General features: G+C 71.2%; 29 protein-coding genes. 18 read left to right on the top strand and 11 right to left on the bottom strand.

Going from position 1 to position 25,801, the window contains the following annotated elements; genetic code table 11:
• Window positions 1-106 precede the first annotated feature (106 nt).
• Together ID574_RS46945 and ID574_RS46940 are read right to left on the bottom strand one after the other, a co-directional pair.
• The gene (locus tag ID574_RS46945) at window positions 107-2,803 is read right to left on the bottom strand and encodes an ATP-dependent RNA helicase (protein ID WP_188195555.1); all 2,697 of its coding nucleotides are present in this window, start codon (window positions 2,801-2,803) and stop codon (window positions 107-109) included.
• A gap of 51 nt (window positions 2,804-2,854) precedes the next feature.
• The gene (locus tag ID574_RS46940) at window positions 2,855-3,235 is read right to left on the bottom strand and encodes an ArsR/SmtB family transcription factor (protein ID WP_188195554.1); all 381 of its coding nucleotides are present in this window, start codon (window positions 3,233-3,235) and stop codon (window positions 2,855-2,857) included.
• Between the two features lie 87 nt (window positions 3,236-3,322).
• Between ID574_RS46940 and ID574_RS46935 the strand changes: the two genes are divergently transcribed.
• Complete coding sequence (locus ID574_RS46935) at window positions 3,323-4,471, top strand: MFS transporter (protein WP_188195553.1); 1,149 nt, start codon at window positions 3,323-3,325, stop codon at window positions 4,469-4,471.
• Here the strand turns inward: ID574_RS46935 and ID574_RS46930 are convergent.
• Window positions 4,423-5,034 carry a TetR/AcrR family transcriptional regulator gene (locus tag ID574_RS46930; RefSeq protein WP_188195552.1) on the bottom strand — a complete coding sequence of 204 codons (612 nt, stop codon included), beginning with the start codon at window positions 5,032-5,034 and terminating at the stop codon, window positions 4,423-4,425. The genes ID574_RS46935 and ID574_RS46930 overlap by 49 nt on opposite strands.
• 71 nt (window positions 5,035-5,105) lie before the next feature.
• Here ID574_RS46930 and ID574_RS46925 point away from each other — a divergent pair, with 71 nt between their 5' ends.
• Window positions 5,106-6,071, top strand: coding sequence for a hypothetical protein (locus ID574_RS46925; protein WP_188195551.1), 966 nt, complete (start codon window positions 5,106-5,108; stop codon window positions 6,069-6,071).
• Between the two features lie 319 nt (window positions 6,072-6,390).
• Here ID574_RS46925 and ID574_RS46920 read toward each other — a convergent pair whose 3' ends face one another.
• Window positions 6,391-6,915, bottom strand: a complete 525-nt coding sequence (locus ID574_RS46920) for a PadR family transcriptional regulator (RefSeq protein ID WP_188195550.1) — start codon at window positions 6,913-6,915, stop codon at window positions 6,391-6,393.
• A gap of 90 nt (window positions 6,916-7,005) precedes the next feature.
• Here ID574_RS46920 and ID574_RS46915 point away from each other — a divergent pair, with 90 nt between their 5' ends.
• On the top strand, window positions 7,006-8,262 hold the full coding sequence (locus tag ID574_RS46915) for a serine hydrolase (RefSeq protein ID WP_188195549.1): 1,257 nt from the start codon (window positions 7,006-7,008) through the stop codon (window positions 8,260-8,262).
• A 79-nt stretch (window positions 8,263-8,341) separates the two neighbouring features.
• Complete coding sequence (locus tag ID574_RS46910) at window positions 8,342-9,058, top strand: hypothetical protein (RefSeq protein ID WP_188195548.1); 717 nt, start codon at window positions 8,342-8,344, stop codon at window positions 9,056-9,058.
• Here the strand turns inward: ID574_RS46910 and ID574_RS46905 are convergent.
• Both ID574_RS46905 and ID574_RS46900 read right to left on the bottom strand, forming a co-directional pair.
• Entirely contained in the window at window positions 8,989-9,819 is an 831-nt protein-coding gene (locus ID574_RS46905) for an undecaprenyl-diphosphate phosphatase (protein WP_188195600.1), read from the bottom strand. The two genes, ID574_RS46910 and ID574_RS46905, sit on opposite strands and share 70 nt — an antisense overlap.
• Before the next feature lie 180 nt (window positions 9,820-9,999).
• The gene (locus tag ID574_RS46900; RefSeq protein ID WP_188195547.1) at window positions 10,000-10,881 is read right to left on the bottom strand and encodes a MurR/RpiR family transcriptional regulator; all 882 of its coding nucleotides are present in this window, start codon (window positions 10,879-10,881) and stop codon (window positions 10,000-10,002) included.
• A 116-nt stretch (window positions 10,882-10,997) separates the two neighbouring features.
• On the opposite strand from ID574_RS46900, the gene ID574_RS46895 reads away from it, so the two are divergent.
• From ID574_RS46895 to ID574_RS46870, 6 genes are read left to right on the top strand one after another with little or no spacing between them, the layout of a single operon-like run.
• Entirely contained in the window at window positions 10,998-12,131 is a 1,134-nt protein-coding gene (locus tag ID574_RS46895; protein WP_188195546.1) for a C45 family autoproteolytic acyltransferase/hydrolase, read from the top strand.
• On the top strand, window positions 12,128-13,735 hold the full coding sequence (locus tag ID574_RS46890) for an ABC transporter substrate-binding protein (protein WP_223167787.1): 1,608 nt from the start codon (window positions 12,128-12,130) through the stop codon (window positions 13,733-13,735). The genes ID574_RS46895 and ID574_RS46890 overlap by 4 nt, the downstream gene beginning before the upstream one ends.
• Before the next feature lie 3 nt (window positions 13,736-13,738).
• On the top strand, window positions 13,739-14,653 hold the full coding sequence (locus ID574_RS46885; RefSeq protein ID WP_223167786.1) for an ABC transporter permease: 915 nt from the start codon (window positions 13,739-13,741) through the stop codon (window positions 14,651-14,653).
• Window positions 14,650-15,492, top strand: a complete 843-nt coding sequence (locus tag ID574_RS46880) for an ABC transporter permease (RefSeq protein WP_188195544.1) — start codon at window positions 14,650-14,652, stop codon at window positions 15,490-15,492. The genes ID574_RS46885 and ID574_RS46880 overlap by 4 nt, the downstream gene beginning before the upstream one ends.
• Window positions 15,492-16,427, top strand: a complete 936-nt coding sequence (locus ID574_RS46875) for an ABC transporter ATP-binding protein (RefSeq protein ID WP_188195543.1) — start codon at window positions 15,492-15,494, stop codon at window positions 16,425-16,427. The genes ID574_RS46880 and ID574_RS46875 overlap by 1 nt, the downstream gene beginning before the upstream one ends.
• Window positions 16,427-17,191 carry an ABC transporter ATP-binding protein gene (locus ID574_RS46870; RefSeq protein WP_188195542.1) on the top strand — a complete coding sequence of 255 codons (765 nt, stop codon included), beginning with the start codon at window positions 16,427-16,429 and terminating at the stop codon, window positions 17,189-17,191. The genes ID574_RS46875 and ID574_RS46870 overlap by 1 nt, the downstream gene beginning before the upstream one ends.
• Here the strand turns inward: ID574_RS46870 and ID574_RS46865 are convergent.
• Window positions 17,188-17,997: an NmrA family NAD(P)-binding protein gene (locus ID574_RS46865; RefSeq protein ID WP_188195541.1), complete on the bottom strand. Its 810-nt coding sequence runs from the start codon at window positions 17,995-17,997 to the stop codon at window positions 17,188-17,190. The genes ID574_RS46870 and ID574_RS46865 overlap by 4 nt on opposite strands.
• A gap of 75 nt (window positions 17,998-18,072) precedes the next feature.
• Between ID574_RS46865 and ID574_RS46860 the strand changes: the two genes are divergently transcribed.
• The 5 genes from ID574_RS46860 (at window position 18,073) to ID574_RS46840 (ending at window position 22,056) form a co-directional block, all read left to right on the top strand.
• Window positions 18,073-19,026, top strand: a complete 954-nt coding sequence (locus ID574_RS46860; protein WP_188195540.1) for an AraC family transcriptional regulator — start codon at window positions 18,073-18,075, stop codon at window positions 19,024-19,026.
• Window positions 19,027-19,536, top strand: a complete 510-nt coding sequence (locus ID574_RS46855) for an HAD domain-containing protein (protein ID WP_223167785.1) — start codon at window positions 19,027-19,029, stop codon at window positions 19,534-19,536.
• Between the two features lie 60 nt (window positions 19,537-19,596).
• The gene (locus ID574_RS46850; RefSeq protein ID WP_188195539.1) at window positions 19,597-19,788 is read left to right on the top strand and encodes a PspC domain-containing protein; all 192 of its coding nucleotides are present in this window, start codon (window positions 19,597-19,599) and stop codon (window positions 19,786-19,788) included.
• Between the two features lie 56 nt (window positions 19,789-19,844).
• The gene (locus ID574_RS46845) at window positions 19,845-20,390 is read left to right on the top strand and encodes a type 1 glutamine amidotransferase domain-containing protein (protein WP_188195538.1); all 546 of its coding nucleotides are present in this window, start codon (window positions 19,845-19,847) and stop codon (window positions 20,388-20,390) included.
• A 136-nt stretch (window positions 20,391-20,526) separates the two neighbouring features.
• The gene (locus ID574_RS46840) at window positions 20,527-22,056 is read left to right on the top strand and encodes an amino acid permease (protein WP_188195537.1); all 1,530 of its coding nucleotides are present in this window, start codon (window positions 20,527-20,529) and stop codon (window positions 22,054-22,056) included.
• Here the strand turns inward: ID574_RS46840 and ID574_RS46835 are convergent.
• From ID574_RS46835 to lipB, 3 genes are all read right to left on the bottom strand, one after another.
• On the bottom strand, window positions 22,013-22,687 hold the full coding sequence (locus ID574_RS46835) for a hypothetical protein (protein ID WP_188195536.1): 675 nt from the start codon (window positions 22,685-22,687) through the stop codon (window positions 22,013-22,015). The genes ID574_RS46840 and ID574_RS46835 overlap by 44 nt on opposite strands.
• Entirely contained in the window at window positions 22,684-23,133 is a 450-nt protein-coding gene (locus ID574_RS46830) for a hypothetical protein (RefSeq protein WP_188195535.1), read from the bottom strand. The genes ID574_RS46835 and ID574_RS46830 overlap by 4 nt, the downstream gene beginning before the upstream one ends.
• A gap of 90 nt (window positions 23,134-23,223) precedes the next feature.
• Complete coding sequence (lipB, locus tag ID574_RS46825) at window positions 23,224-23,859, bottom strand: lipoyl(octanoyl) transferase LipB (RefSeq protein ID WP_188195534.1); 636 nt, start codon at window positions 23,857-23,859, stop codon at window positions 23,224-23,226.
• A 108-nt stretch (window positions 23,860-23,967) separates the two neighbouring features.
• Between lipB and ID574_RS46820 the strand changes: the two genes are divergently transcribed.
• The 3 genes from ID574_RS46820 (at window position 23,968) to ID574_RS46810 (ending at window position 25,352) form a co-directional block, all read left to right on the top strand.
• Window positions 23,968-24,519, top strand: coding sequence for an RNA polymerase sigma factor (locus tag ID574_RS46820; RefSeq protein ID WP_188195533.1), 552 nt, complete (start codon window positions 23,968-23,970; stop codon window positions 24,517-24,519).
• Window positions 24,516-25,076, top strand: a complete 561-nt coding sequence (locus tag ID574_RS46815) for a hypothetical protein (RefSeq protein ID WP_188195532.1) — start codon at window positions 24,516-24,518, stop codon at window positions 25,074-25,076. Before ID574_RS46820 ends, ID574_RS46815 begins: the two co-directional genes overlap by 4 nt.
• 132 nt (window positions 25,077-25,208) lie before the next feature.
• A complete protein-coding gene (locus tag ID574_RS46810; RefSeq protein WP_188195531.1) occupies window positions 25,209-25,352 on the top strand; it encodes a hypothetical protein in 144 nt (47 codons plus the stop codon).
• 3 nt (window positions 25,353-25,355) lie between these two features.
• Here the strand turns inward: ID574_RS46810 and ID574_RS46805 are convergent, their stop codons facing one another.
• Window positions 25,356-25,715: a ribosomal maturation YjgA family protein gene (locus tag ID574_RS46805; protein WP_188195530.1), complete on the bottom strand. Its 360-nt coding sequence runs from the start codon at window positions 25,713-25,715 to the stop codon at window positions 25,356-25,358.
• Window positions 25,716-25,801: the final 86 nt, after the last annotated feature.

Raw genomic sequence — 25,801 nt, 5'->3', positions numbered from 1 at the left:
ACGCGGAGCGGACCGGCGGTGGTGCGGGCGGGTCGAGTGTGGAGAAGCTGTCCTTGGCTGAGGCGCCCGGGCCGGCGTCGATGCGGTCGAGCACGTCGCCCGATGGTCATCTGCGCGTCCGGTTCGTGGGCGTGGCGGTCAGGGGGTCTTCGGGCCAGGGGTGTTTCGGGTAGCGGCCGCGGAGCTCCGCGCGTACGGCACGGTAGCCGTCCCGCCAGAACGACGCCAGGTCGGCGGTGACCGCCACCGGGCGGCCCGCCGGCGAGAGCAGGTGCACCAGGACGGGCACGCCCGCGATCTTCGGCGTCTCCTGCCAGCCGAACAGCTCCTGGAGCTTCACCGCCAGCACCGGCTGCTCGCCCGAGTAGTCCACGCGGACACGGGAGCCGCTCGGCACCTCGATGCGCTCGGGGGCCGTCGCGTCCAGGCGTTCGCTCCACGGGATCAGGCGTCTCAGCGCCTGGGCCACGTCGATGCGCTCCAGGTCGGCGCGGCGGCGGGCCCTCGACAGCTCCGGCTCCAGCCACTGGTCGGCCAGGCCGACGAGGTCGTCCATGGACGGCCACGGGTCGCCGATCGCGCGGTGGCAGAAGGCCAGGCGGTCCTTGAGCTCCTTGGCCTGTTTCGTCCAGGTCAGGAGGTCTTCGGTGCGGAGGCCGTACAGGATGGCCTCGCGGACGTCGGCGTCCTTGAGGGGCGTGGACGACAGCTCGATGGCGCCCAGGCGCTCCACCGTGCGGGCGGACACGTCGCCGCGACGCGCGCCCGGCGGGACCCGCCACTCGACCTCGTCCTCGACGGCCGTGGGGTGGGCCAGCCTGGCGACGTCCTCGTCGATCACCACGGCCTGCCTGATGCGGGCCGACGCCGACCCGGTCGGGCGGTCGGCCACCGCGATGGCCAGCCACTGGGCGCTCTGCAGCCGGGAGCCATCGGGGAGCTGGGCCTGGGTGCCGGACGCCATGAGATATCCGCCACCACGTCGCCTCGCCACCCGCTCGGGGAACGCCAGCGCCACGGCCATCCCGGCCAGCACGTCATCGGGCACGTCCGGCCCGGCGCCGGCCCCTCCCGGCACGCCCACCGCCCTTCCCGGCACGCCCCGGTCGGCCACCGCCCTTCCCGCCACGCCCCGGTCGGCCGTCGGCCTTCCCGGCACGTCCGCGCCGGCCGTCGGTTTGTTCGGCGCGGCCGGGGCCGCCGTCGGACTTCCTGAGGCGTCTCGTTTGGCACCGGCGCGGGTGTCGCCCGGCATGTCCGGCACGGGCGGGGTGATGGTGTCCGGTGCCTGACGACCGGCCGGGGCGTCCGGCGCGCTCGGCTCACGGATCGGCCGGGATGACGTGGCGGGCCGCGTGTCCTCGTGCGCCTGGCTCGCCGTTCGGCGCAGGCGCTGGGCCTCCTGGCGCCAGCGGGCCGCGAAGCCGGTGCCGCCACGGCGGGCCGTGCGCCAGATCTCCACCAGGTCGTCGCCCGCCTCGCGGGGCAGCTGCTCGGACAGGAGCGCCACCACCTCGGCGGCGCGCGGGCCCAGGTCGAGCAGGGCCCTGGCCAGGCGAGGATGCACGCCGGCGAGCGCCATCCGCCGTCCGCGGGCCGTCACCCTCCCGTCCTCCCCGAGCGCGCCGAGCTCTTCCAGGGTGCGGGTGGCGGCGGACATCGCGGCCGCCGGAGGCGCGTCCAGGAGCGCCAGGCCGGAGGCGTCGGGGTCGCCCCAGCAGGCCGCCTGCAACGCGAACCCGGTCAGGTCCGCGAGCGCGATCTCAGGACGCGGGTGGTCGGCGAGCCTTTCGTGGTCGGCCGCCGCCCAGCACCGGTACACCGTGCCGGGGGCCTCCCGGCCCGCCCGGCCCGCGCGCTGGCCGGCCGCCGCCTTCGAGACCCTGACCGTGGTGAGCGTGCCGAGACCCCGGGCGTGGTCGGTACGCGGCTCGCGGGCCAGCCCGGAGTCCACGACCACCCGCACGCCGGGCACGGTCAGGCTCGACTCGGCGACGGACGTGGCCAGGACCACCCGGCGGTTCGCGCCGGGAGACAGGACGGCGTCCTGGACGTGGGCCGGAGCCTGGCCGTGCACCTGAAGGATCTCCGGGCCGTCCGCGCCCAGCATCGCCGCCACTTTGGCGATCTCGCCCACACCGGGCAGGAAGCACAACACATCACCCTCGCGCTCGGCCAGGGCACGGCGGACCACCCCGGCGACGTGGGACAGGAGGGCCGGATCGACGCGCAGGCCGTGCGGCGGCGCGACCGGGCGCGGGGGCGGCGCCCACACCGTCTCGACGGGGTGCGTGGTGCCGGTCGCCGCCACGATGGGGCCGCCGAGGAGCCGGGACCAGGGGGCGGCGTCGGCGGTGGCGGAGGTGGCGATGAGGCGCAGGTCGGGACGGAGCGTCTCGCGTACGTCCAGGAGGAACGCCAGCGCCGTGTCCGCGTCCAGGTGCCGCTCGTGGCACTCGTCCAGCATGACCGCGTCGACCCCGGCCAGCTCCTGGTCGCGCTGGAGCCGCTGGAGCAGCACGCCGGTCGTGACCACCTCGACCATGGGGTTCGCCCCGGTGTGGCGCTCGCCGCGGATCGTGTAGCTCACGCCCATCCGGCGGGCCGCCGCGCGGACGGCCAGCCGTCGCGGCTCGGCCACCAGCACCCGCATCCCCGTCTCGGCCAGCGCCAACGGCACGACCGTGGTCTTGCCGGTGCCGGGCGGGGCGGTCAGCACCGCACTGCCGTGCCGGTCGATGACGCCGAGCAGCTCGGGCAGGACGTGACGGATCGGCAGCGTGCCGGTGTCGGGGAAGCTCATGGGTGTCGTATCCGGGTCAGGGCGCCGATCCTACGGCGTCCGCGCCGGGCCTCAGGCGTCCGCACCGGACCTGGCGGGGACCGGCGCGGCGGCGTCCGTCCCTTCAGCGGACGTCAGCACCGCGGGCAGGGTCGCGCGCAGGATCGAGTCGAGCAGGCCGGGGAAGCGGGCGTCCAGGTCGTCGCGGCGCAGGCTCATGTATTTGAGCCTGCCCACCTGCTTCGTCAGCACCACGCCCGCCTCGCGCAGCGTCCGGTAGTGGTGCGAGGCGGTCGACTTGTGCACCCCGAGGTCGTCGCCGGCGACGGTGCACGTCATCTCGCCGGCCACGGACAACCGGGCGACGATCTCCAATCGGACGGGGTCGGACAGCGCCCGCAGGACCTCGGTGAGCTCGATGTCCTCGGTGGCGGGGTGCGGGAGCAGGCGCATGGTGAAACCCTACCTCCGTTTTATTGTTTGACAACAATCCAACTATACGTCAGTTTGATGGGCGTCCAACTTTTTGCTGGAGGCTTCATGAGCTCGCGGCTCTACCCCTTGGCTGCCGGAAATTTCGCCATCGGTACTGGCATGTTCGTGACCGCCGGGCTCTTGCCGCCCATCTCGGCGGATCTGGAGATCTCGCTGTCGGCGGCCGGGCAGCTGATGACGGTGTTCGCGCTGGCGTACGCGCTGCTGTCGCCCCTCCTCGCCGCCCTGACCGCGCGTCTTTCGCGCAAGCGGTTGCTGCTGCTGGCCATGGGCGTCTTCGTGCTGGGGAACGCGCTGACCGCCCTCGCGCCGACGTACCCGCTGGTCCTGGCCACCCGGGTGATCGCCGCGGCCGGGGCGGCGATGTTCACGCCGACCGCGTCGGGCGTGGCGAACGCGCTCACCGCTCCGGAGCGTCGCGGTCGCGCGCTGGCGCTGGTGATGGGCGGGCTGAGCGTCTCGTCCGCGATCGGCGTGCCGCTCGGAACCTGGCTGGGCGCGGCCGCGAGCTGGCGGGCCACGCTGTGGCTGGTGACGGGCCTCGGGGTGATCGGGCTCGCATGGGTGGCGGCCGTGGTGCCCGAGGTCAGGATGCCTGTGTCGGGGCGGCTGAAGGAGCGCTTCACGCCGCTGGCCGACCGGCGGGTGCTCGCGGTGCTGGTCACGCAGTTGTTGATGTTCGCGGCGGGGTTCACCGCGTACACCTACATCGGGTCGCTGTTCGACCTGCCGCTGCCTGCCGTGTTGTGGGCGTGGGGGCTGGGCGGCATCGTGGGCAACCAGCTCGGCGGGCGCCTCACCGACGCGCACGGCCCCCGCAGGATGATCCTGATCGGCCTGGCCGCGTCCACGGTGTTCATGGCGCTGATCCCCGTCGCGAACCTGGCGCTGCCCGTCGCGCTCGTCTGGGCGTTCCTGTGGGGCGCGCTCGGCTGGCTGGTGGCGCCCGCCCAGCAGTTCAGGACCGTCGCGGCGGTGCCGGACAACGTGCCGATCGGCCTCGGCCTGCTGTCGTCCGCGCAGTACCTCGGTCTGTTCGTGGCCGGGCTCGCCGGCGGCGCGGCGCTCGACTGGCGGGGCCGGGCGGGCGTCATCGTGCTCGCCACCGCTCTCGGGCTCGCGGCGCTGCTGTTCACCGTGGCCACCTATCGTCCGGCGGCGATCTCCTCCAAGGAGAGCGTGCCTGCGAGGTAGCGCCGGAGGTTCGGCGCGATGGCGGCCGCGAGCACGGGAGCGGGCATCGAGGCCAGCGGCTCCACCTTGAGGATGTAGCGGAGCATGGCGATGCCGATCAGCTGCGAGGCCACCAGCAGCGCCCGGATCTCGGGCTCGTCGTGGGACAGGCGCCGGGTGACGGGGCCGAGCAGCTCCGTGCGCATCAACTCCTTCAGCAGGTCGGCGGCCGCCGGGGTGGCGGTCGCCGCCTGCAGCACGGCCGACAACCGCGGGCCGTGCGCAGGGTCCTCCCACACCTCCAGGTATCTCCTGGAGAGCCGTTCGGCGATGTGCTCCTCGTCGCCGTCGAGGGCCTCGACCATCAGCGCGACCGGCATGCTGTCCTTGATCGCCGCCGCGAACAACCCGTCCTTGTTGCCGAAGAAGTGCATCACCAGCGCGGGATCGACGCCTGCCGCCCGCGCCACGCCCCTGATCGTCGTGTCGCGATAGCCCTTGGCCGTGAAGGCCGCGATCGCGGCCTGCAGGATCTCGTCCCTGGTCTGCGGGTTGCCCGGTCGTCTGCCTCGCTCTTCGGCCATGGGGCTATTCAACCACGTGGAATTCATCTACCCTGTAATTCAACATCGATGAAGTCATCAGGTGGTGAAAAATGGGAAAGATCATCGGCCTCGTGGTCGGGGTCACCCTGCTGGGGATGCTCTTCGCCGGATCGTTCCTCGGCGCTTTCCACAAGCCCGAGCCGCACGGCGTCCCCGTCGCGGTCGTCGCGCCCGCCGAGCAGGTCAAGCAGTTGCAGGCGGGCATCGACCACCGCAAGGAAGGGGCCTTCGCGCTGAGCGAGTACACCTCGGTCGACGTCGCGCGTGCCGCGCTGCTCGACAGGGAGGTGGACGCGGTGCTCGTGCCCCAGGAGGGCAAGCTGATCGTGGCGAGCGCGGGCGGCCGCACCGGAGCCACGGTCATCACGTCCTCCTTTCAGGCGGCGGCCCAGGCGCAGGGGCGCGCGCTGCAGGTGGAGGACGCGGTGCCGCTGCCGCCCGGCGACCCCGGCGGCATCTCCGGCATGTTCTACGTCCTCAGCGTGGTCCTGCCGGGCATCGCGCTGGCCGTGCTGCTGTTCCAGGTCGCGCCCGGGCTCGGCCTGGGCAGGCGGCTCGGCGTGCTGGTGGCCGGCGCGCTGGTCGCGGGCACGGGCAACGCGTGGCTGGCCGACGCGGTGTTCGGCGCCCTGCCGGGGCGGTTCGGCTGGCTGGTGCTGGTGTCGGCGGGCATCTCGCTGGCGATCGGGCTGGTGGTGGCCGGGCTGGTCAAGCTGCTCGGCACGCCCGGTGTGGGCCTGGCGGGGCTGCTGTTCATCCCGATCGGCCTGCCGGCCAGCGGTGGGCCGTTGGGGGCGCGGTACATCCCCGAGTGGTACGCCGCCGTCGGTCAGGTACTCCCGGTGGGACCGGCCGCCGAGGCGGTACGGAACACGGTCTTCTTCAGCGGTGCGGCCCTGTGGACGCCGCTCGGCATCCTCACCCTGTGGGGTCTGCTGGGGCTGGTCCTGCTCGCCCTCCCCGGCCGCCGTCCCCAGCCTGCCGCGGTCGCCCCGCGCACGCCCGTCGCGGTGTGAGCACCCGGCGCGGCCGGCCCACCGAGCCCGGCCGCGCCCCTCCGCCCGGCGCCCGCCAGGCCCGGCCTCTTGGTCCGGCACCCGCAAGGCCCCGCTCCCCAGTCCGGTGATCGCAAGTCACGCGGGCCGATCTCATGATCATGAGGTCGCGCGCCGCTCGGTGGTCGCGAGGCCCGCGAGCCGACCCGGCGGAGGCAACGTCGTGCGGGCCGGCGCGAGGCTGCGCGGCCCGGGTTGTCGGCGTGAGGGTGTGCGGTCGGGCCGGGAGTGGTTCGGGGGCGGCGGACGCGAGGTGCTCATCGCCGGAGGCCGCGGACCCTTATCGGTCCAGCAGGCGCTGGATGTCCTCCAGGAGTTTCGCGTCGGCGGCCAGGTGGGCCTCGGCGTTCTCGAAGAGGGCGTCGGCCAGCGGCGACAGCCCCGCCTTCGCCTCCCGCCCGGCGGCGATCACCGCCCGCCGCGCCTCCAGCGCCCGGGACGAGGCCGCCACCAGCTCCCGCGCCTCGCCCGACTCCAGCAGGTCGTGCCAGCGCAGCGCCAGGGCGAAGTCGGACCTGGTGGAGTGCGGGGGCCCGGACAGCGCCTTGCGCAGCAGGTCGCGTAGTGTGCGGCGGCCCTCGGGTGTGATCGCGTAGACGCGGCGCAACCGGTCGCCGGTGCGTTCCTCCGAGTGGGTCTCCGCCAGCCCCTCGGCCTCCAGTTTGGCCAGCGCGTGGTAGACGGACCCGGCCTTCACCTCGGTCCACTGCTCCAGCGCCCCGGCCGTGACCAGCTGGTTGATGTCATATCCGTGCCGCGGCCCCTCGTTGAGCAGGCCCAGGACGAGCAGCCGGGTCGACGACACTCAACACCTCCACGCGGATAGTCAAGCTTGACCATATCAGCCGCCTCATGCTCTGATAGTCCAAATTGAATACTCAAAATGGAGGATCGGATGTTCACTCTCTCGCGCCGGATGGACAAGCTCGTCGGCGCGTACGCGAAACTCGGCAGGTTCAGCGGCGCGGTGCTGGTCGCGCGCGGCGACCGGCGCCTCTTCGCGAAGGGGTACGGCCACGCCGACCACGAGCACGGCGTGCCCAACACGCCGGGGACGGTGTTCCGGATCGGCTCCCAGACCAAGACGTTCACCGCGATCGCGATCCTGCTGCTCCAGGAGCAGGGTCGGCTCCGCGTCGGCGACCCGATCGCCCGTCATCTGCCCGGCTACCCGCACGGCGAGCAGATCACGCTGCACCACTTGCTGACCAACACCTCCGGCATCCCCGACTACGTCACGACGGAGGGCTTCACCCGCGTCATGGGGACGCCTCGCACGCGGCGGCAGATCATCGACGACTTCAAGGACCGGCCCCTGCTGTTCGAGCCCGGCGCGCGGATGGCCTACAGCAACTCCGGGTGGATCCTGCTGGGCGAGGTGATCGAGCGGCTGTCCGGCCTGACGTACGGCGAATGCCTCCGCCGGCACGTCCTCGCCCCGCTCACCATGGAGAGCAGCGGCCTCGGCGTGGGAGGCCACGCCGTCGGCTACGTGTCGATGGACGGCGGGGTGACCAGGACCCCTCACCTGGACGACTCCAACCAGGACGCCGCCGGCGCGCTGTACTCGACCGTCGAGGACCTGCACCGCTGGAACCGGGGGCTGGGCCGGATCCTGCGCCCGGAGTCGCTCGCCGAGCTGGTCAGACCGCACGTCCAGGCCGACGCGGGGGCGTACGGCTACGGCTGCCTGGTGAGCGGCGACCGCGTCGAGAGCTCCGGCGGGACCATCGGCTTCGTCAGCGTCTCGGCGCACTACCGGCGCGACGACCTCTTCGTGACCGTGCTGTCCAACTTCGAGAACGCCGCGTACGCCGAGATCGAGACCGCGCTCGCGGCGATCGCCCGCGGCGAGCCGTACGAGCTGCCGAGCGAGCGCGTCTTCGTCACCGTGGACCCGGACGTCCTCGACCGCTACGTGGGCCGCTACACCATGCGCTTCATGGGCCGCACCTCCACGATGGACGTCACGCGGGACGGCGACCGGCTGATGGTGGAGGTGCACGGGCTGGCCAGGACGGAGCTGCGGCCGATGTCGGAGACGCGGTTCTTCGCCAGGATGAAGGGCGAGGTCGAGCTGGACTTCCTGCCGGGCGGCGAGGTCGCGCTCAACTGGTCAGGCCGTGACATCGTCGCCCGGCCCGCCGCCTGATCTTCTCCACCGAACAGGGGAGACGCGGTCGTCCGGCAGGCGGACGACGGCCCGCACGACCGCCGCCTACCGTCGGTTCATGGTGAGAGACCAGGTGACCTTCCGCCGCGTCACGGCAGGCGTCCTGCTGATCGTGGCCCCGCTGCTCCAGGCCATCGCCGTCGTCGTCGACCCGGGCACCTGGGGCGACGACAGGGAGTCCGTCAGCTTCGGCGACAACCCCGCCCTCGCGCAGGTCCAGTCCGTCCTGTACCACTGGAGCTGGATGCTCATGGCCGTCGCCGTGCTCGGCCTGGTGCATCTGACCAGGCGCCGGGCCACCGTGCTCGGTCACGTGGCGGGCGGAATGACGGTGATCGGCTACGTCACCCTGTCCGGCCTGCTGCTGGGTGACCCCGTGGAGTGGTGGCTCGGACAGCACTACTCGCCCGAGCAGGCGCAGAAGATCTTCGATGAGATGGTGGACCTGCCCGGGGTGATCTTCGGTTTCCAGATGCCGTGGATGTTCTTCGGTTTCCTCGGTCTGCCGCTGCTCACCGTCGCGGTGTGGCGGGCCGGGTTCGTGGGCTGGTGGGTGCCGCTCGTGGTGGCCGCAGGCTACCTCGGGTCCTTCGCGGTCCCGTACGGCCCCGCGACCGTGCCGTTCTGGACCGCCCCCGTCCTCGCCCTCGGCTGGATCGGGGCGAGGATCCTCAGGATGCGTGACGAGGAGTGGGCGGCGGCGTACTACCCCAGCGGCGGGATCCAGCCGGCCGTGACCGCGAGTATGACGAAGAACCCGAGCGCGATCCGGTAGATCACGAAGCCCGTGAAACGGTGGGTGCTGATGTAACGCAGGAACCACGCCACCGCCAGGTAGCCGACGATGAACGAGACGATCGTGGCGATGATGGTCGGCCCCCAGGCAGGGGCCGGCCCGTTGCCGATCTCGCTCAGCTCGTACAGGCCCGACGCCAGCACGGCGGGGATGGCCAGCAGGAACGAGTATTTCGCGGCGTCCTCGCGGCGGTAGTCGAGCAGGAGGCCCGCGGTGGTGGTGCCGCCCGAGCGGGACACGCCGGGGATCAGGGCGAGGGCCTGGGCGAAGCCGTAGACGATGGCGTGGGTGAAGCTGAGGTGCTTCTCCAGCGTGAGCTTGTTGCGGGCGGTGCGGTCGGCGAACCACAGGATGATCGCGAAGACGATCAGCGTGGTGCCCACCAGGCGCAGGTCGCGGAAGACGCCCTCGATCTGGTCTTTCAGCAGCAGCCCGAGGATGCCGATCGGGAGCGTGCCGACGATGACGTACCAGCCCATGCGGGCCGCCCAGTGACTGCGCAGGTCCCTGTTCCAGAGCGATCTGGTCCAGGTGGAGATGATCTCCCAGAGCTCCTTGCGGAAGTAGATGATCACGGCCGTTTCCGTGCCGATCTGGATCACCGCCGTGAAGGCCGCCCCGGGGTCCTGCCAACCGGCGAAAGCGGAGACCACGCGGATGTGGGCGCTGGAGGAGATCGGCAGGAACTCCGTGAGCCCCTGGATCAACCCCAGCACCACCGCTTCCAGCCAGCCGATCACGAGGACACCCTTCAGGAGCGCGGGAGTGATGAGTCTCAAAGGATCGTAGTGGGTTGACGCCCCACCACATGCCGCGCCCGCCCCGTACCGCGCCACCCGCCCTTGCCGCGTCGGCCGCCACCCGCGCGGTCCCCTCTCTTCCCCGAGGGGCCTCCGGGAAGAGAGGGGGGAGGGCAGGCGCTAGCGGAAGCGGGGGCCGAGGAGTTGCTCGCGCAGGGCGTTGAGCTGGTGGGAGTGCTCGACCGAGCGCGGCTCGTCGAGTGAGTCGAGGGCCAGCAGCAGGGCGTCGGCCACGATGATGCCGGTCAGCGGCTCGGCCGTGATGCCGGTGGGCGTGTGGGGAGCCGCCAGCACCGCGTCCACGCGCTCGGCGAACTCGCCGCCGAGCTCGTCGGAGATCAGCACGATGCTCGCGCCCACCGCCTGTGCCCGGTCGATCAGCACGGTGATCTCCTTGAGCCGGCGGCCGGGCTGGAAGATGACCAGCACCTCGCCGTGGCCCAGCCAGAGCAGGTCGTCGGCCAGGGCGAAGCCCGTCGCCGAGGTGGCCCGCGCGCGGTGGCCGCGGCGCCCCAGCTTCAACGCCAGATGCCGGGCGGCCGGCTCGGAGGCGCCGGTGCCGAACACCAGCACCGCGGGCGCGTTGACCAGCAGCTCGACGGCCTTCTTGAACGCCTCGGCGTCGAGCAGCCGCCGGCAGTGGTCGACCCGCTCGCGGGCCTCGTCGAAGACCCGCTCCCAAATGCCCGTGAGGTCCTGCCCGGCGTGGGCGATGCGCTGCCTGAGCCGCACGTCGGGGGCCACCGCCGAGGTGAACTCGGCCGCCAGCGCCCGCTTCAGCCCCGGCAGGCCGCCGAAGCCCAGCCGCTGCATCGTGCGGACCACGGTGGCGTTGCTGGTGCCGGTCGCGTTGCCCAGCTCCTGCGCGCTGGCGAAGAGAATCTGCTCGGGCGAGGCGGAGATCAGATAGTGGCACACGGCCCGTTCGGCAGGCGACAACTCCTCCCACAGCTGCCGGACCATGGCCCTGAGCTGCTCGATCGGACTGTGTGAATTTTCCATTACGGTCCTTGACTCCTGTGTAGCGCTCATTACTCTGACTTGGAAACGACCGCTACAAGACTCGCCGCCTCCTGAAATGAACGTTACAGGGTTTCGGGCCGGTCCAAGGAGCACCATTGAGTCTCACATCCCTGCCTCTCGTCGAGATCTCCGGATCCCCGCGTGAACGCGGCCGCCAATACGGCGAGCAGGCCCGCGACCGCGTCGAGCGCGCGCTGGCCTACTACGCCGAGGCGTTCGCCCACTCCAGCGGCCTGACCTGGGAGCAGGTCGTCGGCCGGGCGGCAGGCTGGGTGGAGCCCAGCAAGGCGTTCGCGCCCGAGCTGGTCGAGGAGATGGAGGGCGTCGCCGAGGGCGCCGGCGTCCGGTTCCTCGACGTCCTGGCGCTCAACGCGCGCGGTGAGATCATTTACGACACCACCTTCAGCGCCATGGAGCCGGAGGGCTGCACGTCGTTCGCGCTGATGGGGGAGGCCGCCGGCGACGGCCACGTCTACGCGGGGCAGAACTGGGACTGGCGCGACGGCGTGTCCGACACGCTCATGGTGCTCAGGGTCGTCCAGCCCGGCAAGCCGACGGTGATCATGCACGTGGAGGCGGGGCAGGTCGGGCGGCAGGGGGCCAACTCGGCGGGCATCGCGCTCAACGCCAACGGGCTCGGCGGCCGTTTCGACGACGCGATCGGCGTGCCGCAGACGCTGATCAGGCGCCGGGTGCTCGACAGCGGCAACCTCAACGCCGCGCTGGAGGCGCTGACCAAGTCGCGGGCCCACATCGCCAGCAACGCGCTGATCACCCACCGCGAGGGGTTCGCGATCGACCTGGAGACCACGCCCGGCGCGGTCGGCTGGATGTATCCGACCGACGGCCTGCTCGTCCACGGCAACCACTACCAGGCGTTCGTCCCGCCGCAACTGGCCGCGACCTACCGCCCGGGCTCGGCCGACTCGCTGTTCCGGGTGCCGCGCGCCGAGGGCGGGCTGCGCGCCGTGCGCGAGGCGTCGGGCACCGACGAGGCCCGTAAGCGGATCAAGCTCGCCATGTCCGACCACCTGGGTTATCCCGAGTCCCTCTGCACCCATCCCGACCCGACCCAGCCCCCCGTCAAACGGTGGGCGACCCTGCTGTCGAGCTGCGTCGACCTCACCACGGGCGACTACTTGATCGCGGCCGGCACGCCCTGTGACCACGAGTACGAGCGCGTGCCATGGAACCTCTACGACGGCCCCCATGGAGAAGTGACCCCGTGAAGAAGACACTCGCCCTCATCGGGCTCGCCGGTCTCACCGCGGCCTGCGGCGGGCCCGCCGCGACCACCAAGGCCCCCGATCCCGCCAAGCTCACGCTGGTCGACCGCACCGCCAAGGCCGCGGGCCCGCTCGACAGCGCTGTCTGGATGCTCGACGAGGAGCCCGGCACCCTCGACCTCGACGCCGACGGCGGCACCGACAACCGCACGATCCTGGCCAACGTCTGCGAGCGCCTCATGCAGACCCAGCCCGACATGACGGTCAAGCCGTGGCTGGCGGAGAAGGCCCAGCAGCCCGACCCCAAGACCATGGTGCTCACGCTGCGCCAGGACGCCACGTTCCACGACGGCTCCCCGGTGACGGCCGACGACGTGGTCTGGAGCCTGAAGCGGCACGCCGGCGACGGCATGGACGAGTCCGACGAGTTCGAGGACGTCGCCTCCATCACCAAGACCGGCGACCACCAGGTCACGATCGCCTTGAAGAAGCCCAACGCGCTCTTCGTCCAGGCCCTGGCCGGCGGCGCCGGCATCGTGCTCAACAAGGAGGTCGTGGAGAAGCTCGGCAAGGAATACGGCACGCCGGGGCACGAGGACGCCTGCAGCGGGCCCTACCGGCTCAAGGAATGGACGTCCGGCAGCCGGATCACGATCGAGCGCTACGACGCGTACTGGAACAAGGACGTCAAGCCGCTCACCAAGAGCGTCACGTTCCGGTGGGCCGACGAGACGGCGCTGGTCAACAGCCTGGTGACGGGGGAGGCGCAGGGGGCGTACCTCTCCGAGACCGGTCCCGCCGCGGCGCTGCAGTCCAACTCGGCGGTCACCGTCGCCTACGGCCCGACCACGCGGGTGTTCGTGCTGCTGCCGACCGATCGCGGGGTGATGAAGGACCCGAAGATCCGCCGGGCGCTGTCGCTGGCGGTCGACCGGGCGGGCATCGCCAAGTCGGGGTTCGCCGGCTTGGCCAGGCCGTGGAAGGTGCCGGTCGGGGCCGGGGCGTGGTCGTACGAGAAGCAGGTCTTCCAGTCGGCCTACGACCAGCTCCAGGGCGCGCCCGAGTCGCCGCGGCTGGAGGAGGCCAAGAAACTCGTGCAGGAGGCCGGGTCGCCCAAGGAGCCGATCATCGTGGCGACCAACGGCGAGCAGGCCCGCACGGTCATCGCCAACGCCGTGGTCGACGCGGCCAAGAAGATCGGGCTGGCGGCGCAGATCAAGACGGTCCCGGCGTCGGAGTTCGGGAGTTTCTACACTGATGAATCGGTGCGCGCCCAGGTCGACCTGGTGCCCGACGACTGGTACATCACCAAGTCCGACCCCATCGGCTTCTACGACAACGGTCTGACCGGCTCGTCCAACAACTGGGTCGGGTTCAGCTCGCCCGACTACGACAAGCTCGTGGCCAAGGCGCTGGAGACCACCGACCCCGCCGCCCGCGCCAAGGACGTCATCGAGCTGCAGCGGCTCTTCACCGCCGACATGGTGTGGATCTCGCTGGTCGAGGTGCCCAACGTGGTCGTGCTCGGCAACAAGGTGACCGGCCCGCCCGCCTCCCAGGTCCACATGGGCTACCCGTGGGCGGCCGACCTCGGGGCCAAGGGCTGAGCCGTGATCCGCAAGCTGGCCGGGCTGCTCGCCACGCTGCTCGCCACGTCGTTCGTGATCTTCGGGGCGTCGTACGCGGCGCCCGGTGACCCGGTCACGTTCCTGGCGGGCGGCAAGGAGAACCTCACGCCCGAATACCTCGCCGCGATCCGCGCCCAATACCACCTCGACGACCCGTTCCTGGTCCAGTACGGCCGCTGGCTCGGCGACGCGGCGACCGGCGACCTCGGCCGGTCGCTGCAGTACAACGACCAGGTGGCCGATCTGCTGGCGGCCCGGCTGCCGAGCACGCTGACCCTGGTCGCGTACGCGTCGGTGCTGTTCGTGGTCTTCGGGGTCGCGCTCGGGGTGCTGGCGGCGGTGCGCGGCGGGCGCACGGACGCGGCGGTGGTGGCGGGCACGACGTTCGCCACCTCCGTGCCGCCGTTCGTGGTCGCCACCGTGCTGATCTCGCTGTTCGGCGTGCAGCTCGGCTGGTTCCCGGTCATGGGCGGCGGGTCGCTGTGGCACCTGACGCTGCCGGCGGTGACGCTGGCGCTCGGGGCGCTGGCGATCATCAGCCGCGTCACCCGGCAGTCCATGGTCGAGCAGCGCGAGCTCGACCACGTGACCGTCGCCCGCGCCTCCGGGCTGTCCGAGCGCTCGATCGTGGGCAGACACGTGCTCAGGGGCGCGCTCGGGCCGATCGTGACCATGTGCGGGCTGGTCACGGCCGGGATGCTGGCCGGCACGGTGACCGTGGAGACCGCGTTCGGGCTCAACGGCATCGGCTCCCTGCTGGTCAACGCCATCAACACGCACGACTTCCCCGTGACGCAGGCGGTGCTGCTGCTCATGGTGGCCGCGTACATCGCCGTGACCACGGTCGTCGACCTGCTCCAGCCGCTGATCGACCCCAGAGTGAGGAGGCGGGCATGACCGCCGTCGCGACACTGCCGCCGCGGGCGGCCGCGAGCCCCTTCGGTTATCGCCTCGCCACCGCCTTCCTGGGGCTGGTCGTGGCGGCGGCGGTGCTCGCCCCGCTGGTGGCGCCGTACGAGCCGGACGCGGTCGACTTCGCCGCCTCGCTGGCGCCGATGTCCCCCGAGAACCTCCTGGGCGCCGACCAGTCGGGGCGCGACCTGTTCTCCAGAGTCCTGTACGGCGCCCGCACGTCGCTGATCGGCCCGCTGGCGCTGCTGGCCATCGCCTCGGTCCTCGGCGTGGCGCTCGGCACGCTGGCCGCCTGGCACCGAGGCTGGGTGGACGCCGTCGTGTCCCGGGTGACCGACGTCATGTACGCCTTCCCCGGCCTGCTGTTCGTGGTGCTGATCGTGGCCGTGTTCGGCAACGGCATGACCACGGCCGTCATCGCGCTGGGCCTGGCCTACGCGCCGACGATCGCCAAATACACCAGGAGCGTGGCGCTGGGCGAGTGCGCGAAGCCGTACATCGACGCCTACCGCGTCCAGGGCATGGGCGGCTGGACGATCTGCGTGCGGCACCTGGTGCCCAACATGGCGCGCTCGATCGTCGGCTATCTGGTCGTGCTGTTCGGCGAGGGGCTGATGAGCCTGGCCACGCTGAGCTTCCTCGGCTTCGGCGCGCAGCCGCCGTCGTCCGACTGGGGGCTCATGGTCAAGGAGGGGCAGCCGGCGATCGTGCAGGGCGCGTTCCTGCCGGTGCTGGTACCGGGCGCGGCCATCGCGCTGGTGGTCGTGTCGTTCAACGTGATCGGCGTGCGCCTCGCCGACCGCATGGGCGTGAGGGGGTCGTGATGCTGCTCTCGGTCGAAGGGCTGACGATCGAGGCGGGCGGCCGGCGGCCGATCCTGCGCGAGGTGTCGCTCGCCGTCGGCAAGGGCGAGATCGTGGGCCTGGTCGGCGAGTCCGGCTCGGGCAAGTCCACGATCGCCCGCTCGGTGCTGCGCCTGTTGCCCAACGGCGCGAAGGTGTCGGGGCGGGTGCTGGTCTCCGGCGCCGACGTGCTCACCATGGGCCCGGCCGCGCTCAGGGACCTGCGGGCGTCGCAGGTGTCGATGATCTACCAGGACCCGCGCTCGTCGCTCAACCCGGTCCGCAGGATCGGCGACTTCCTGACCGAGCGCATGGTGCTCACCCTGGGCCGCCCCAAGGCCAAGGCCCGCGCGCGGGCCTTGGAGCTGCTGGCGGCGGTCGGCCTGCGCGACCCCGCCCTGATCATGCGACAGTATCCGCACGAGGTCTCCGGCGGCATGCTCCAGCGGGTGGTCATCGCCGCCGCGCTGGCCGCCGACCCCGCGCTGCTGCTGGCCGACGAGGCGACCAGCGCGCTCGACGTCACCACGCAGGCCGAGACGATCGCCCTGCTGCGCCGGATACAGGCCGAGCGGGAGCTCGGCATGCTGTTCATCACGCACGACCTGCATCTGGCGGCCGCGTTCTGCGATCGGGTGCACGTGCTGTACGCGGGGACGGTCGTGGAGTCGCGGCCGGCGAAGGAGCTGTTCGAGGACCCGCGGCACCCGTACACCGCGGGGTTGCTGGGCTGCACGCCCGAGCTGGGGGATCCGCGGCCGATCCGTCCCATCCCGGGGCGGCCGCCGTCGCTGGACGACGTGTTCGACGGGTGCCCGTTCGCGCCCCGGTGTCCACAGGCTGTGGACGCGTGCACGGAACGGCTGCCGGAGCCCGTTGCCGTATCGGGCGGGTTCGCCGCCTGCCTGGAGGTCTGATGCTCGCCGTACACGAACTGTGCAAGTCCTTCCACGGCACCGTGGCGGCCGACCGGGTCTCCTTCGAGCTGCCCTCCGGCGGCTCGCTGGGGCTGGTGGGCGAGTCCGGGTCGGGGAAGACGACCATCGCCCGCATGATGGTCGGCCTCGTCACGCCCGACTCCGGCACGATCACCGTGGACGGGCGGGTGCGGGGCCCGCGCGAGCACGGCAGGGCGGCGCGGCTGCGCCGGGCCCGGGAGATCCAGATGGTCTTCCAGGACCCGTACGTCTCGCTCGACCCCCGGCTGACCGCGGCCCAATGCCTGCACACCGCACTCCAGCTGCACGGCAAGGACCGCTCACGGGCGCCTGACCTGCTGGAGCAGGTCGGGCTCGGCTCGCGCGAGGCCGGGGCGCGGCCCCACCAGCTCAGCGGCGGCCAGCGCCAGCGCCTGGCCATCGCGCGGGCGCTTGCGGTGGAGCCGTCGGTGCTGGTGCTGGACGAGGCGGTGGCCGCGCTCGACGTGTCGATCCAGGCGCAGATCCTGGAGCTGCTCGCCCAGGTGCGCCGCGACTCGGGGGTCGCGCTCCTGTTCGTCAGCCACGACCTGGCCGTGGTGCGGCATCTGTGCGAGGAGACGCTGGTGCTGCACCGGGGGGTGGTGGTGGAGCGGGGGCCGGTGGAGCGGGTGCTGGCCGAGCCGGAGCACGCCTACACCCGGCTGCTGCTGGACTCCGTGCCGCGGCCCGGATGGGATCCGGCCAGGGTCACGCGGGTCTAGGCCTTCCAGAGGTGCGCGTTGGCCCGGGCGAAGTCGGTGAAGTCGCGGGCGGGGCGGCCGAGCGCCTGCTCGACGCCGTCGGCCACGGTGGCGTTGCGGCCGTCCAGGATCTCGGTGAACATCGCGCACAGGCTCTCCGCCTCCGCCTGGGGCACCCCGTGCTTGACGGCCTCGGCCACATACTCCTCCGGCGGGACCCGGACGAACGTGATCCGCCTGCCGGTCGTCCGGGACAGCTCCTCCGCCACCTGTCCGAACGTCAGCAGCCTCGGCCCCGTCATCTCGTACAGCTTGCCCGCGTGGCCGTCCTGGGTGAGCGCGGCCGCGGCCACGTCGGCGATGTCGTCCACGTCCAGGAACGGCTCGGGGACGTCGGCGGCGGGCAGCGCGATGACGCCCTCGCGGACCGGGCCCAGGAGGAAGTCCTCGCTGAAGTTCTGCATGAACCAGCTGCAGCGGAGGATCGTCCACTCCGCACCCGACTCCTGGACGAGGACCTCGCACGCCTGCGCCTCCGCCTCGCCCCGGCCCGACAGCAGCACGAGCTTCCGCACACCGCAGAGGGCGGCGAGCTCGGTGAACGCCTTGACGTCGGCGTACGCGCCGGGGAAGGCCAGGTCGGGGTAGTAGGCGATGTAGGCGGCCGTGACGCCGTCGAGCGCGGCCGGCCAGGTGGAGCGGTCGGCCCAGTCGAAGGCCGGCGTGGCCGAGCGGGAGCCGATCCGCACGGGCAGTCCGAGAGCGGTGAGCCGGTCGGCGATGCGGCGGCCGGTTTTGCCCGTGCCGCCCAGAATCAGAATCGTCATGGGTCTAGTAAGCGGCCATACCCATAAGACTCTCCATGGTTGAGAAGCGCAATCCCATATGCGATCGTCTAAGCCATGGATCAGCTGGCGGCGTTGCTCGACGGGCCGCGCGCCCGTGGCGCCTTCCTGCTCCGCTGCATCATGGATTCGCCCTGGTCGATACGCATCCAGGACGAGTCGCCGCTGGCGTTGACGGCGGTGGTGCGCGGGGGCGCGTGGGTGGTGCCCGAGAAGGGTGAGCCCGTACACGTGCGTCCCGGCGAGGTGATGATCAACCGGGGGCCGGATCCGTACGTCGTGGCCGATGACCCCGCCACCGAGCCGCAGGTCGTCGTCCACCCCGGCCAGCACTGCACCACGCCCGACGGCGAGTCCCTCAGCCAGGCCATGGATCTGGGCGTGCGGTCGTGGGGCAATGACCCCAACGGGGAGACCGTGATGCTGATCGGGGCGTACTCGATGGAGGGCGAGGTCAGCAGGCGGCTGCTCGAGGCGCTGCCCCCGCTGATCGTCCAGCCGGGCGGGCCGCTCATCTCACTGCTCGGAGCCGAGATCGTCAAGGACGAGCCCGGGCAGGAGGCGGTCCTGGACCGGCTGCTCGACCTGCTGCTCATCGCGGTGCTGCGCTCGTGGTTCGCCACCCACGAGGCGCCGGCCTGGTATCGCGCCATGGGCGACCCCGTGGTCGGCAAGGCCATGCGCATGCTGCACAACAACCCCGCCCACCCATGGACCGTCGCGTCCCTCGCCGCCGAGGTGGGGGTGTCCAGGGCGTCGCTGGCCCGGCGCTTCACCGAGCTGGTCGGCGAGCCGCCGATGGCCTTCCTCACCGACTGGCGCCTCGCGCTGGCCGCCGACCTGCTGCGCGAGCCCGACGCCACGGTCGGCTCGGTGGCCAGGAAGGTCGGGTACGGCAGCCCGTTCGCGCTGAGCGCGGCCTTCAAACGGGTGCGGGGGATCAGTCCGCAGGAATACCGGGCCGGAGCCGACGCCTGGCGGCGGACCGAGGCGGGAACCGGAGGCCCCTGAGTGAAGCCTCTGCTGCTGCTCGACGTGGACGGCGTGCTCAATCCCATCGGCCGGCCCACGCCCGACTACCGGCGTTACCGGTGCACGATCGGCGGCGAGGTCTACACCGTCCACCTCAACCCCAGGCACGGCCGCCGGCTCCTGGACCTCGCCCGGGCGACCGGCGCCGAGCTGGTCTGGGCCACCACCTGGGAGCAGCACGCCAACGACTGGATCGCTCCCAGAATCGGCCTCCCGTCCCTCCCCGTCATCCCCGTGAGCACCGCCGAAGTCCCGAGCGAGCACGGCGAGATGTTCAAGACCCCGCACGTGGCGGCGTACGCGGGGCGGCGCCCGTTCGTCTGGTTCGACGACCAAGTGTGGGCGCAGGACGAGGAGTACCTCAGGGTGCATCAGGGTCTCGACGATTTCCTGCTCGTGCACGTGGACCCCGCACACGGACTGACCAGCCGCCATTTGGGCATGGCACATGAATGGCTGACCCTTACAGGGTTTTCTCAGGGTTCCTGACGGGAGTCCTGCGGCCTGGCTGTCCGTTTTTGAGGTAGGTCGAAAAACGGAAGGAACATCATGTACCGCTCACGAGAGCACAGGATCATAGCCGGGGTGTGCGGGGGCCTCGCGGACAAGATGGGCCTGCCGCCCACCCTCGTCCGGATCCTCTGGCTCCTCCTGTCCCTCATCCCGGGGCCGCTGTGGGTCGTCTACGTCGTCATGTGGATCCTCATCCCGGAGGAGCCGAAGAGCGCCCGTACCGCGTAGGGCATACATCGAACCCCGGCGGATAGGAGGGGGGAAACACGTGGGAGGGAGTTCACATGCTGAACGGCAAGACCATCGCGTTCCTGGTCGCTCCCGAGGGGGTCGAGCAGGTGGAGCTCACCGAGCCGTGGAAGGCGGTCAAGCAGGCCGGCGGGACGCCCAGGCTCGTCTCCACCGCCACGGGCCAGGTCCGGGCCTTCAACCACCTGGACAAGGCCGACTCGTTCGCCGTGGACGACACGGTTGACGACGCCGACCCGGCTTCCTTCGACGGCCTGGTGCTCCCCGGGGGCGTCGCGAACCCCGACTTCCTGCGTACGGTGCCGCAAGCCGTCCGGTTCGTCCGCGCCTTCTTCGACGCGAGCAAACCGGTGGCGGCCATCTGCCACGCCCCCTGGACCCTGGTCGAGGCGGACGTGGTACGCGGGCGTACGCTCACGTCCTGGCCCAGCCTCCAGACCGACCTGCGCAACGCCGGCGCCACCTGGGTCGACGAGGAGGTCGTCGTGGACACGGCCGGGCCGAACACGCTCGTCACCAGCCGCAAGCCGGACGACCTCAAGGCGTTCTGCCAGGCGGCCGCCGACGCGTTCGGAGCATGACCTCAGACCCGTGGCCTTCGGGCCACGGGTCTCATGACCACAGCGAAACTCACCTGTAACACCTTGTCGCCTGGGTGGAAATGGTCTAGATGTAGTCCAAATGGAGCGTCCTCCGCGCCCCCCATTGGGAGACCTCATGACCATTGACGAGGATTCCAGGCGACTCGCCGAGCTCGGCTACAAGCAGGAGCTGGCCCGCACCTGGAGCGGATTCTCGAACTTCGCCATCTCCTTCTCCATCATCTCGATCCTCGCCGGCTGCTTCACGACGTTCGGACAGGCCTGGAACAACGGCGGCCCCATCGCCATCTCGTGGGGCTGGCCGCTGATCTCCCTGTTCATCCTGATCATCGGCTTCTGCATGTCGGAGCTGGTGTCGGCGTACCCGACGGCGGGCGGCATCTACTGGTGGGCCGCCAAGATGGGCAAGCCGATCCACGGCTGGTTCACCGGCTGGCTCAACCTCATCGGCCTCATCGCCGTCACCGCGTCCGTCGACTACGGTTGCGCGACGTTCCTCAACATCACCCTCAACCGGCTGACCGGCGGCGCCTGGGAGGCCACGCTCCCCCAGGCGTTCCTGCTCTTCGTGATCATCCTCGTCCTGCACGCCCTGATCAACATCTACAGCCACCGGCTCATCTCGCTGCTGCAGAACGTCTCGGTCTGGTGGCACGTCGCCGGCGCCTTGATCGTGGTCGCCATCCTGGTCTTCGCGCCCAGCCAGCACCAGTCGGCCGATTTCGTCTTCTTCGGCACGAACAACAACTCCGGCTTCGGCGACGGCTCCGACGGGCTCACCTTCTGGCTGTACGTGCTGCCGCTCGGTTTCCTGCTCACCCAGTACACGATCACCGGCTTCGACGCCTGTGCCCACGTGTCGGAGGAGACCCAGGGCGCGGCCAAGTCGGCGGCGCGCGGCCTCTGGCAGTCGATCTTCTACTCGGCGATCGGCGGCTGGATCCTGCTGCTGTCGTTCCTGTTCGCCGCCACGAACGTGGAGGAGCTCAACAAGCAGGGCGGCTTCGTCGGCGCCATTTTCGAGACCGCCCTGTCGTCTCCCCTGGCCACGGCCATCTTCGCGATCTCCACGATCGGGCAGTTCTTCTGCGGGATGAGCTGCGTGACCTCGATGTCACGGATGACGTACGCGTTCTCGCGTGACGGCGCCGTGCCGGGCTGGCGGCTGTGGTCCAAGGTCGACCGCAACCGCACCCCGGTCAACGCGATCCTCGGCGGGTGCGCGGTGGCCGCGCTGATCACCCTGCCCGCGTTGTACGCCCCGCCCGGGTCCGCCACGCCGGTCGCCTTCTTCGCCGTCGTGTCTATCGCGGTCATCGGGCTCTACCTGGCGTTCCTCATCCCGATCTGGCTGCGTCTGCGCATGGGCAGCAAGTTCGAGCCCGGCCCGTGGACGCTCGGCCGGAAATATCGGGTGCTGTGCTGGATCGCCGTCGTCGAGATCGCGATCATCTCGGTCTACTTCATCATGCCGTTCTCCCCGGCCGGCGTCCCCGGCAACGAGGCCTTCACGTGGACGTCGGTCAACTACGCGCCGATCGCGGTCGGCGTCGTGCTGATCGGCATCGCCCTGTGGTGGGCGCTGTCGGCCAAGCACTGGTTCACCGGCCCCCGCCGCACGGTGGACGAGGTCCCGACCTCCTGACGTCCGAAGCGTGGGTACGGCTCGCGCAGGGCCGTACCCACCGGTGCGTCAGAACGGTTGCGTCCGACCCAGAACATCTCCCTTCACGTCGTAGGCGATGAACGTGGCCTCGAAGGCATCGACGTCCATGGCGACGAACCATCTCCTTCCGCAGGTCGTCAGGGCCGACGCTCATGTCGAAGTGCGACGCTCCTTCCAGGGACCGCAGCTGCACCTTCGTCTGACCATTGCGCTCGGCGACGCCCAGCGCCCAGGGCGCCCCTTTCGCCCTCCCGGCGGCCGCCAGTCGGAACCCGGGGTCGAGTAGCTTGTCCGGCGGGCGATCGTACGCATCGGCGAAGGGCGGCATGCCGGCCGCACCCGTCACGCCTCGCATGCGGCGTGCCTCGGCCGGAGCGAGCGCGGCCGCCAGCGCCTCCGTCCGGGGGTCGTACCCGGCCAGCGTGAGCTTCAGCCAGACGCCCGCGCGACGGTCGCTCCAGGTCAGTGTCGTGCCGCCGGACAGGGACAGGGCCCAGAACTGGCTCATCAGCAGGTCTCCGGACGCGAGCGGCCGCAGGCCGCGTGGCAGGCCGCGGCTGTTGACCGTCGGCTGCTTGGCGTGCTGGTCCAGCTCGCCGGCGGCCGTCATGAGCTCGCGATCCGACAGCCCGCGTCCCAGGACGCCATAGAAGACCGGCTCCGCGGCGCCGAGCCGCCGGACCGGCCAGGCGATCCACCGGTGGGTGCCCGTGCCGCCGATCTCCGCCCCGGCCGGCCCCCGTCCAGCTTCCTTCCGCCTTCCGGCAACGAGCCCGCCCAGTCGCCGCTGACCTGGTTGATGGCGACCAGTAGCCGGCCGTGCAGCACGTTGCCGGCCTCGCCGTACACGACGACGTCGTCGCCGCCCTCTGGAGAGGCGATCGACTCGAGGTGCAGGCCGGGCGGGGGTTCGCGCGGCGCCAGCACGGACTTCGGCGTCCGGACGTCCGCCGGCGGCGCCGGCACGGTGCCCTCCGCGGCAGGCCCCGCGACGAACGCCAGCGCCATGACCGCGATGATCCGAACCGCCACCGTGCCGATCGAGGCAGGTCTCACCCTGCCACTTCTCACGCCGAGCGGACATGATCCCCCATATCCAACTGGATCCGGCGATCGCCCGTGAGCCGGTCGGGGAATCCCGTGCCGTCAGGAGGCCTCGAAGGCGGCGGCGACCACCGTCCGCACCTCGTCCATGGAAGCGGTGCCGAGCTCGCGCTTGAGCGAGGTCATGTCCACGTCCGGCATCCCGCAGGCGACCGCCCAGTTCCAGGGTGACAGGTCGCCGTCCACGTTGAGCGCGAACCCGTGGCTGGTGACGCCCCGGCTCTGCCGCATGCCGATCGAGACGATCTTGCGCCTGGTCTCGACCGTCCAGACGCCGGTGAGCAGCTCGGAGCCCGGAGGAGTGTCGCGCCGCTCGGCCGGCAGGCCGAGCTTGCCCAGCGCCTCCACCAGCCGCAGCTCCACCTCGCGCACGTAGTCGACGATGCCCTGGTCCTCGTCCAGCTTGACGATGAGGTAGCCGACGAGCTGCCCCGGCCCGTGGTAGGTGAGCTGGCCGCCGCGGCCCGTCTCGACCACGGGGATGCCGCGCGACGGGTCGGGCAGGTGGGACACCGGCGTGCGGCGGCCCACGGTGTAGACGGACGGGTGGCTGAGCAGCCAGAGCGTGTCGGGCCGCTCGTCCCGCTGGCGCTGCCCGACGAGGTCGGTCATGCGCTCCATCGCCGTGTCATAGTCGACGAGATCGTCCTGAATGAGTGTCAGCGGCCTTGCCCTCATGCCTTCGAGGATAAGCGCGTTCCGAGAAGCAGGCGCCACGACCTGCGGCTGTAACCCTTTTGCCGGTTCTCACCAAGCACGGGCGAATCGACGAAGGGAGCATGACCGGTGCGTCGCAAACAGGCGAAGATCGCCACAGATCCTGTGGCCTTCGAGGCCTTCTACCGGCGGCACGTCGATGCGGTCACCCGTTTCCTCGCCCGTCGCGTCGACGACCCGCACGACGTCGCCGACCTGGTGGCCGAGGTCTTCGTGGCGGTGCTCGACTCGGCCCACACCTATCGGGCCGAGTTGGGGACCGAGATCGCGTGGTTGTACGGCGTGGCCCGCAAGACGATCTCGGCCGAGCGACGCAGGGCGTACAAGCAGCACCAGTTGACGGATCGGGTGAGCGGGCGACGCCCGCTGGACACCGACGACGTCGCCAGGCTCGAGGAGCGCATCGACGCCGAACGGCACGCCAGGCTGGCCTTCGAGGCCATGGCCGAGCTGCCCGAGGGGGAGCGCGCGGTACTGGAGCTGGTCGTCCTGGACCAGCTCACGGTCACGGAGGCCGCGCTCGCCCTCGGCATCCGGCAGGGGGCCGCCAAGGTACGCCTGCACCGCGCCCGCCGGACACTGCGGAACCTGCCTTTCGTCATGGACGGAGCACCAGGATGAGATTCGAGGAGCACCTGCTGATGGACCTCAAAGCCGAGATCGCGGCCCGCAACGTACGGCGCCGCCGCATCGCCCGCCGGCTGTACGCCGGAGGCGCCGTGGCCGCCCTGGCCGCCGCGGCGGCGTTCGCGGTGCCGTCGCTGGCGGGGACGGAGTCACCCGCGTACGCCGTGACCAAGAACGCCGACGGCACGGTACGGGTGGAGATCAACGAGTTCGAGGACGCCGACCAGCTGGAACGGGACCTGCGGGAGGAGGGCGTCACGGCCGACGTCACGTACCTCCCGTCCGGCAAGGAGTGCAAGCCCGGCAGAGGGAAGACCACCGGCCAGGTGGCCATGGGGCCGGGCTCCGACGCGGTGGCCCGCATGCGCGACGGCGGGCTGGACATCGATCCCCGGCGCATCGGAAAGGGCCAGACGTTGGTGATGGAGTTCGCCGGGACCGCTGAGGAGACCGCCGAGACGAAGAAGCAGAAAACGCTGTGGTCGCTCACGGCCTCCTTGATCACCGGCCGGGTCGGGCCATGCGTCGTCGTCGACACCCCGCGCTGGTGACGACGCCGCCGAGGTGATCCAGCGCGCCATCGGCCCGGCCGTTCGGGCCGGGCCTGTGGTGCGATTGTGGCGACTCTATGGAGTTCCCGGCGCATCATTGATCGCCTGATCCACGAGGACGAGGAGATTGCGATGCGGGTTGAGCCGAAGGAAGGCCTGTGGGAGGCGGTGGGCGGCGGCGTGCTGTGGCTGGAGGGCTGGACGGGCGCCCCGGACCGCACCTGTGGGTTGAGGAGGTGGCTGCCCGCACGGGCGTGCCTTCTGGTCATCGCGTGACGATCAGCCGGACGCGGCGGGGCGGCGTCTGAGCCAGAGGGCGTGGGCGGCGCAGGCGGCGGCCGCGCCCACCGCGTACCAGAGCAGGTCGGGCGGGTTGAACGTGCTGCCCAGCACCGGCCGCAGCAGCGCCGGGATCTCCCCGAGCTGGGCGAACTCGATGGCCCAGCTCAGCCCGGCCGACGCCAGGGCCGCCGCCCACGGGCGGACGCCCGGCCGGGCGAGCAGGACGAGCGTGTAGATCAGCACCGTGTAGAGCGCGTCTCCCGCGTATTTCGGCACCGGCCCGTCCCACAGCAGTCGCACTCCCAGCCCGGCGGCGACGGTCAGGGCGGCGGCGAGGAGGACGGGCAGGCGGGGCACCTGATCACGGTAGCCCCAAGCGCACTGAAAATTTACACCGCCAAAGGAAACGAAGATGAAACAATTTTCCGAAGCGCGTTGACACG

The sequence above is a fragment of the Nonomuraea sp. SYSU D8015 genome, assembly GCF_008065375.1.
Lineage (GTDB): Bacteria > Actinomycetota > Actinomycetes > Streptosporangiales > Streptosporangiaceae > Nonomuraea.
Note: the sequence above shows the minus strand (reverse complement) of the source record. Positions and strands in the feature narration are given on the sequence as shown.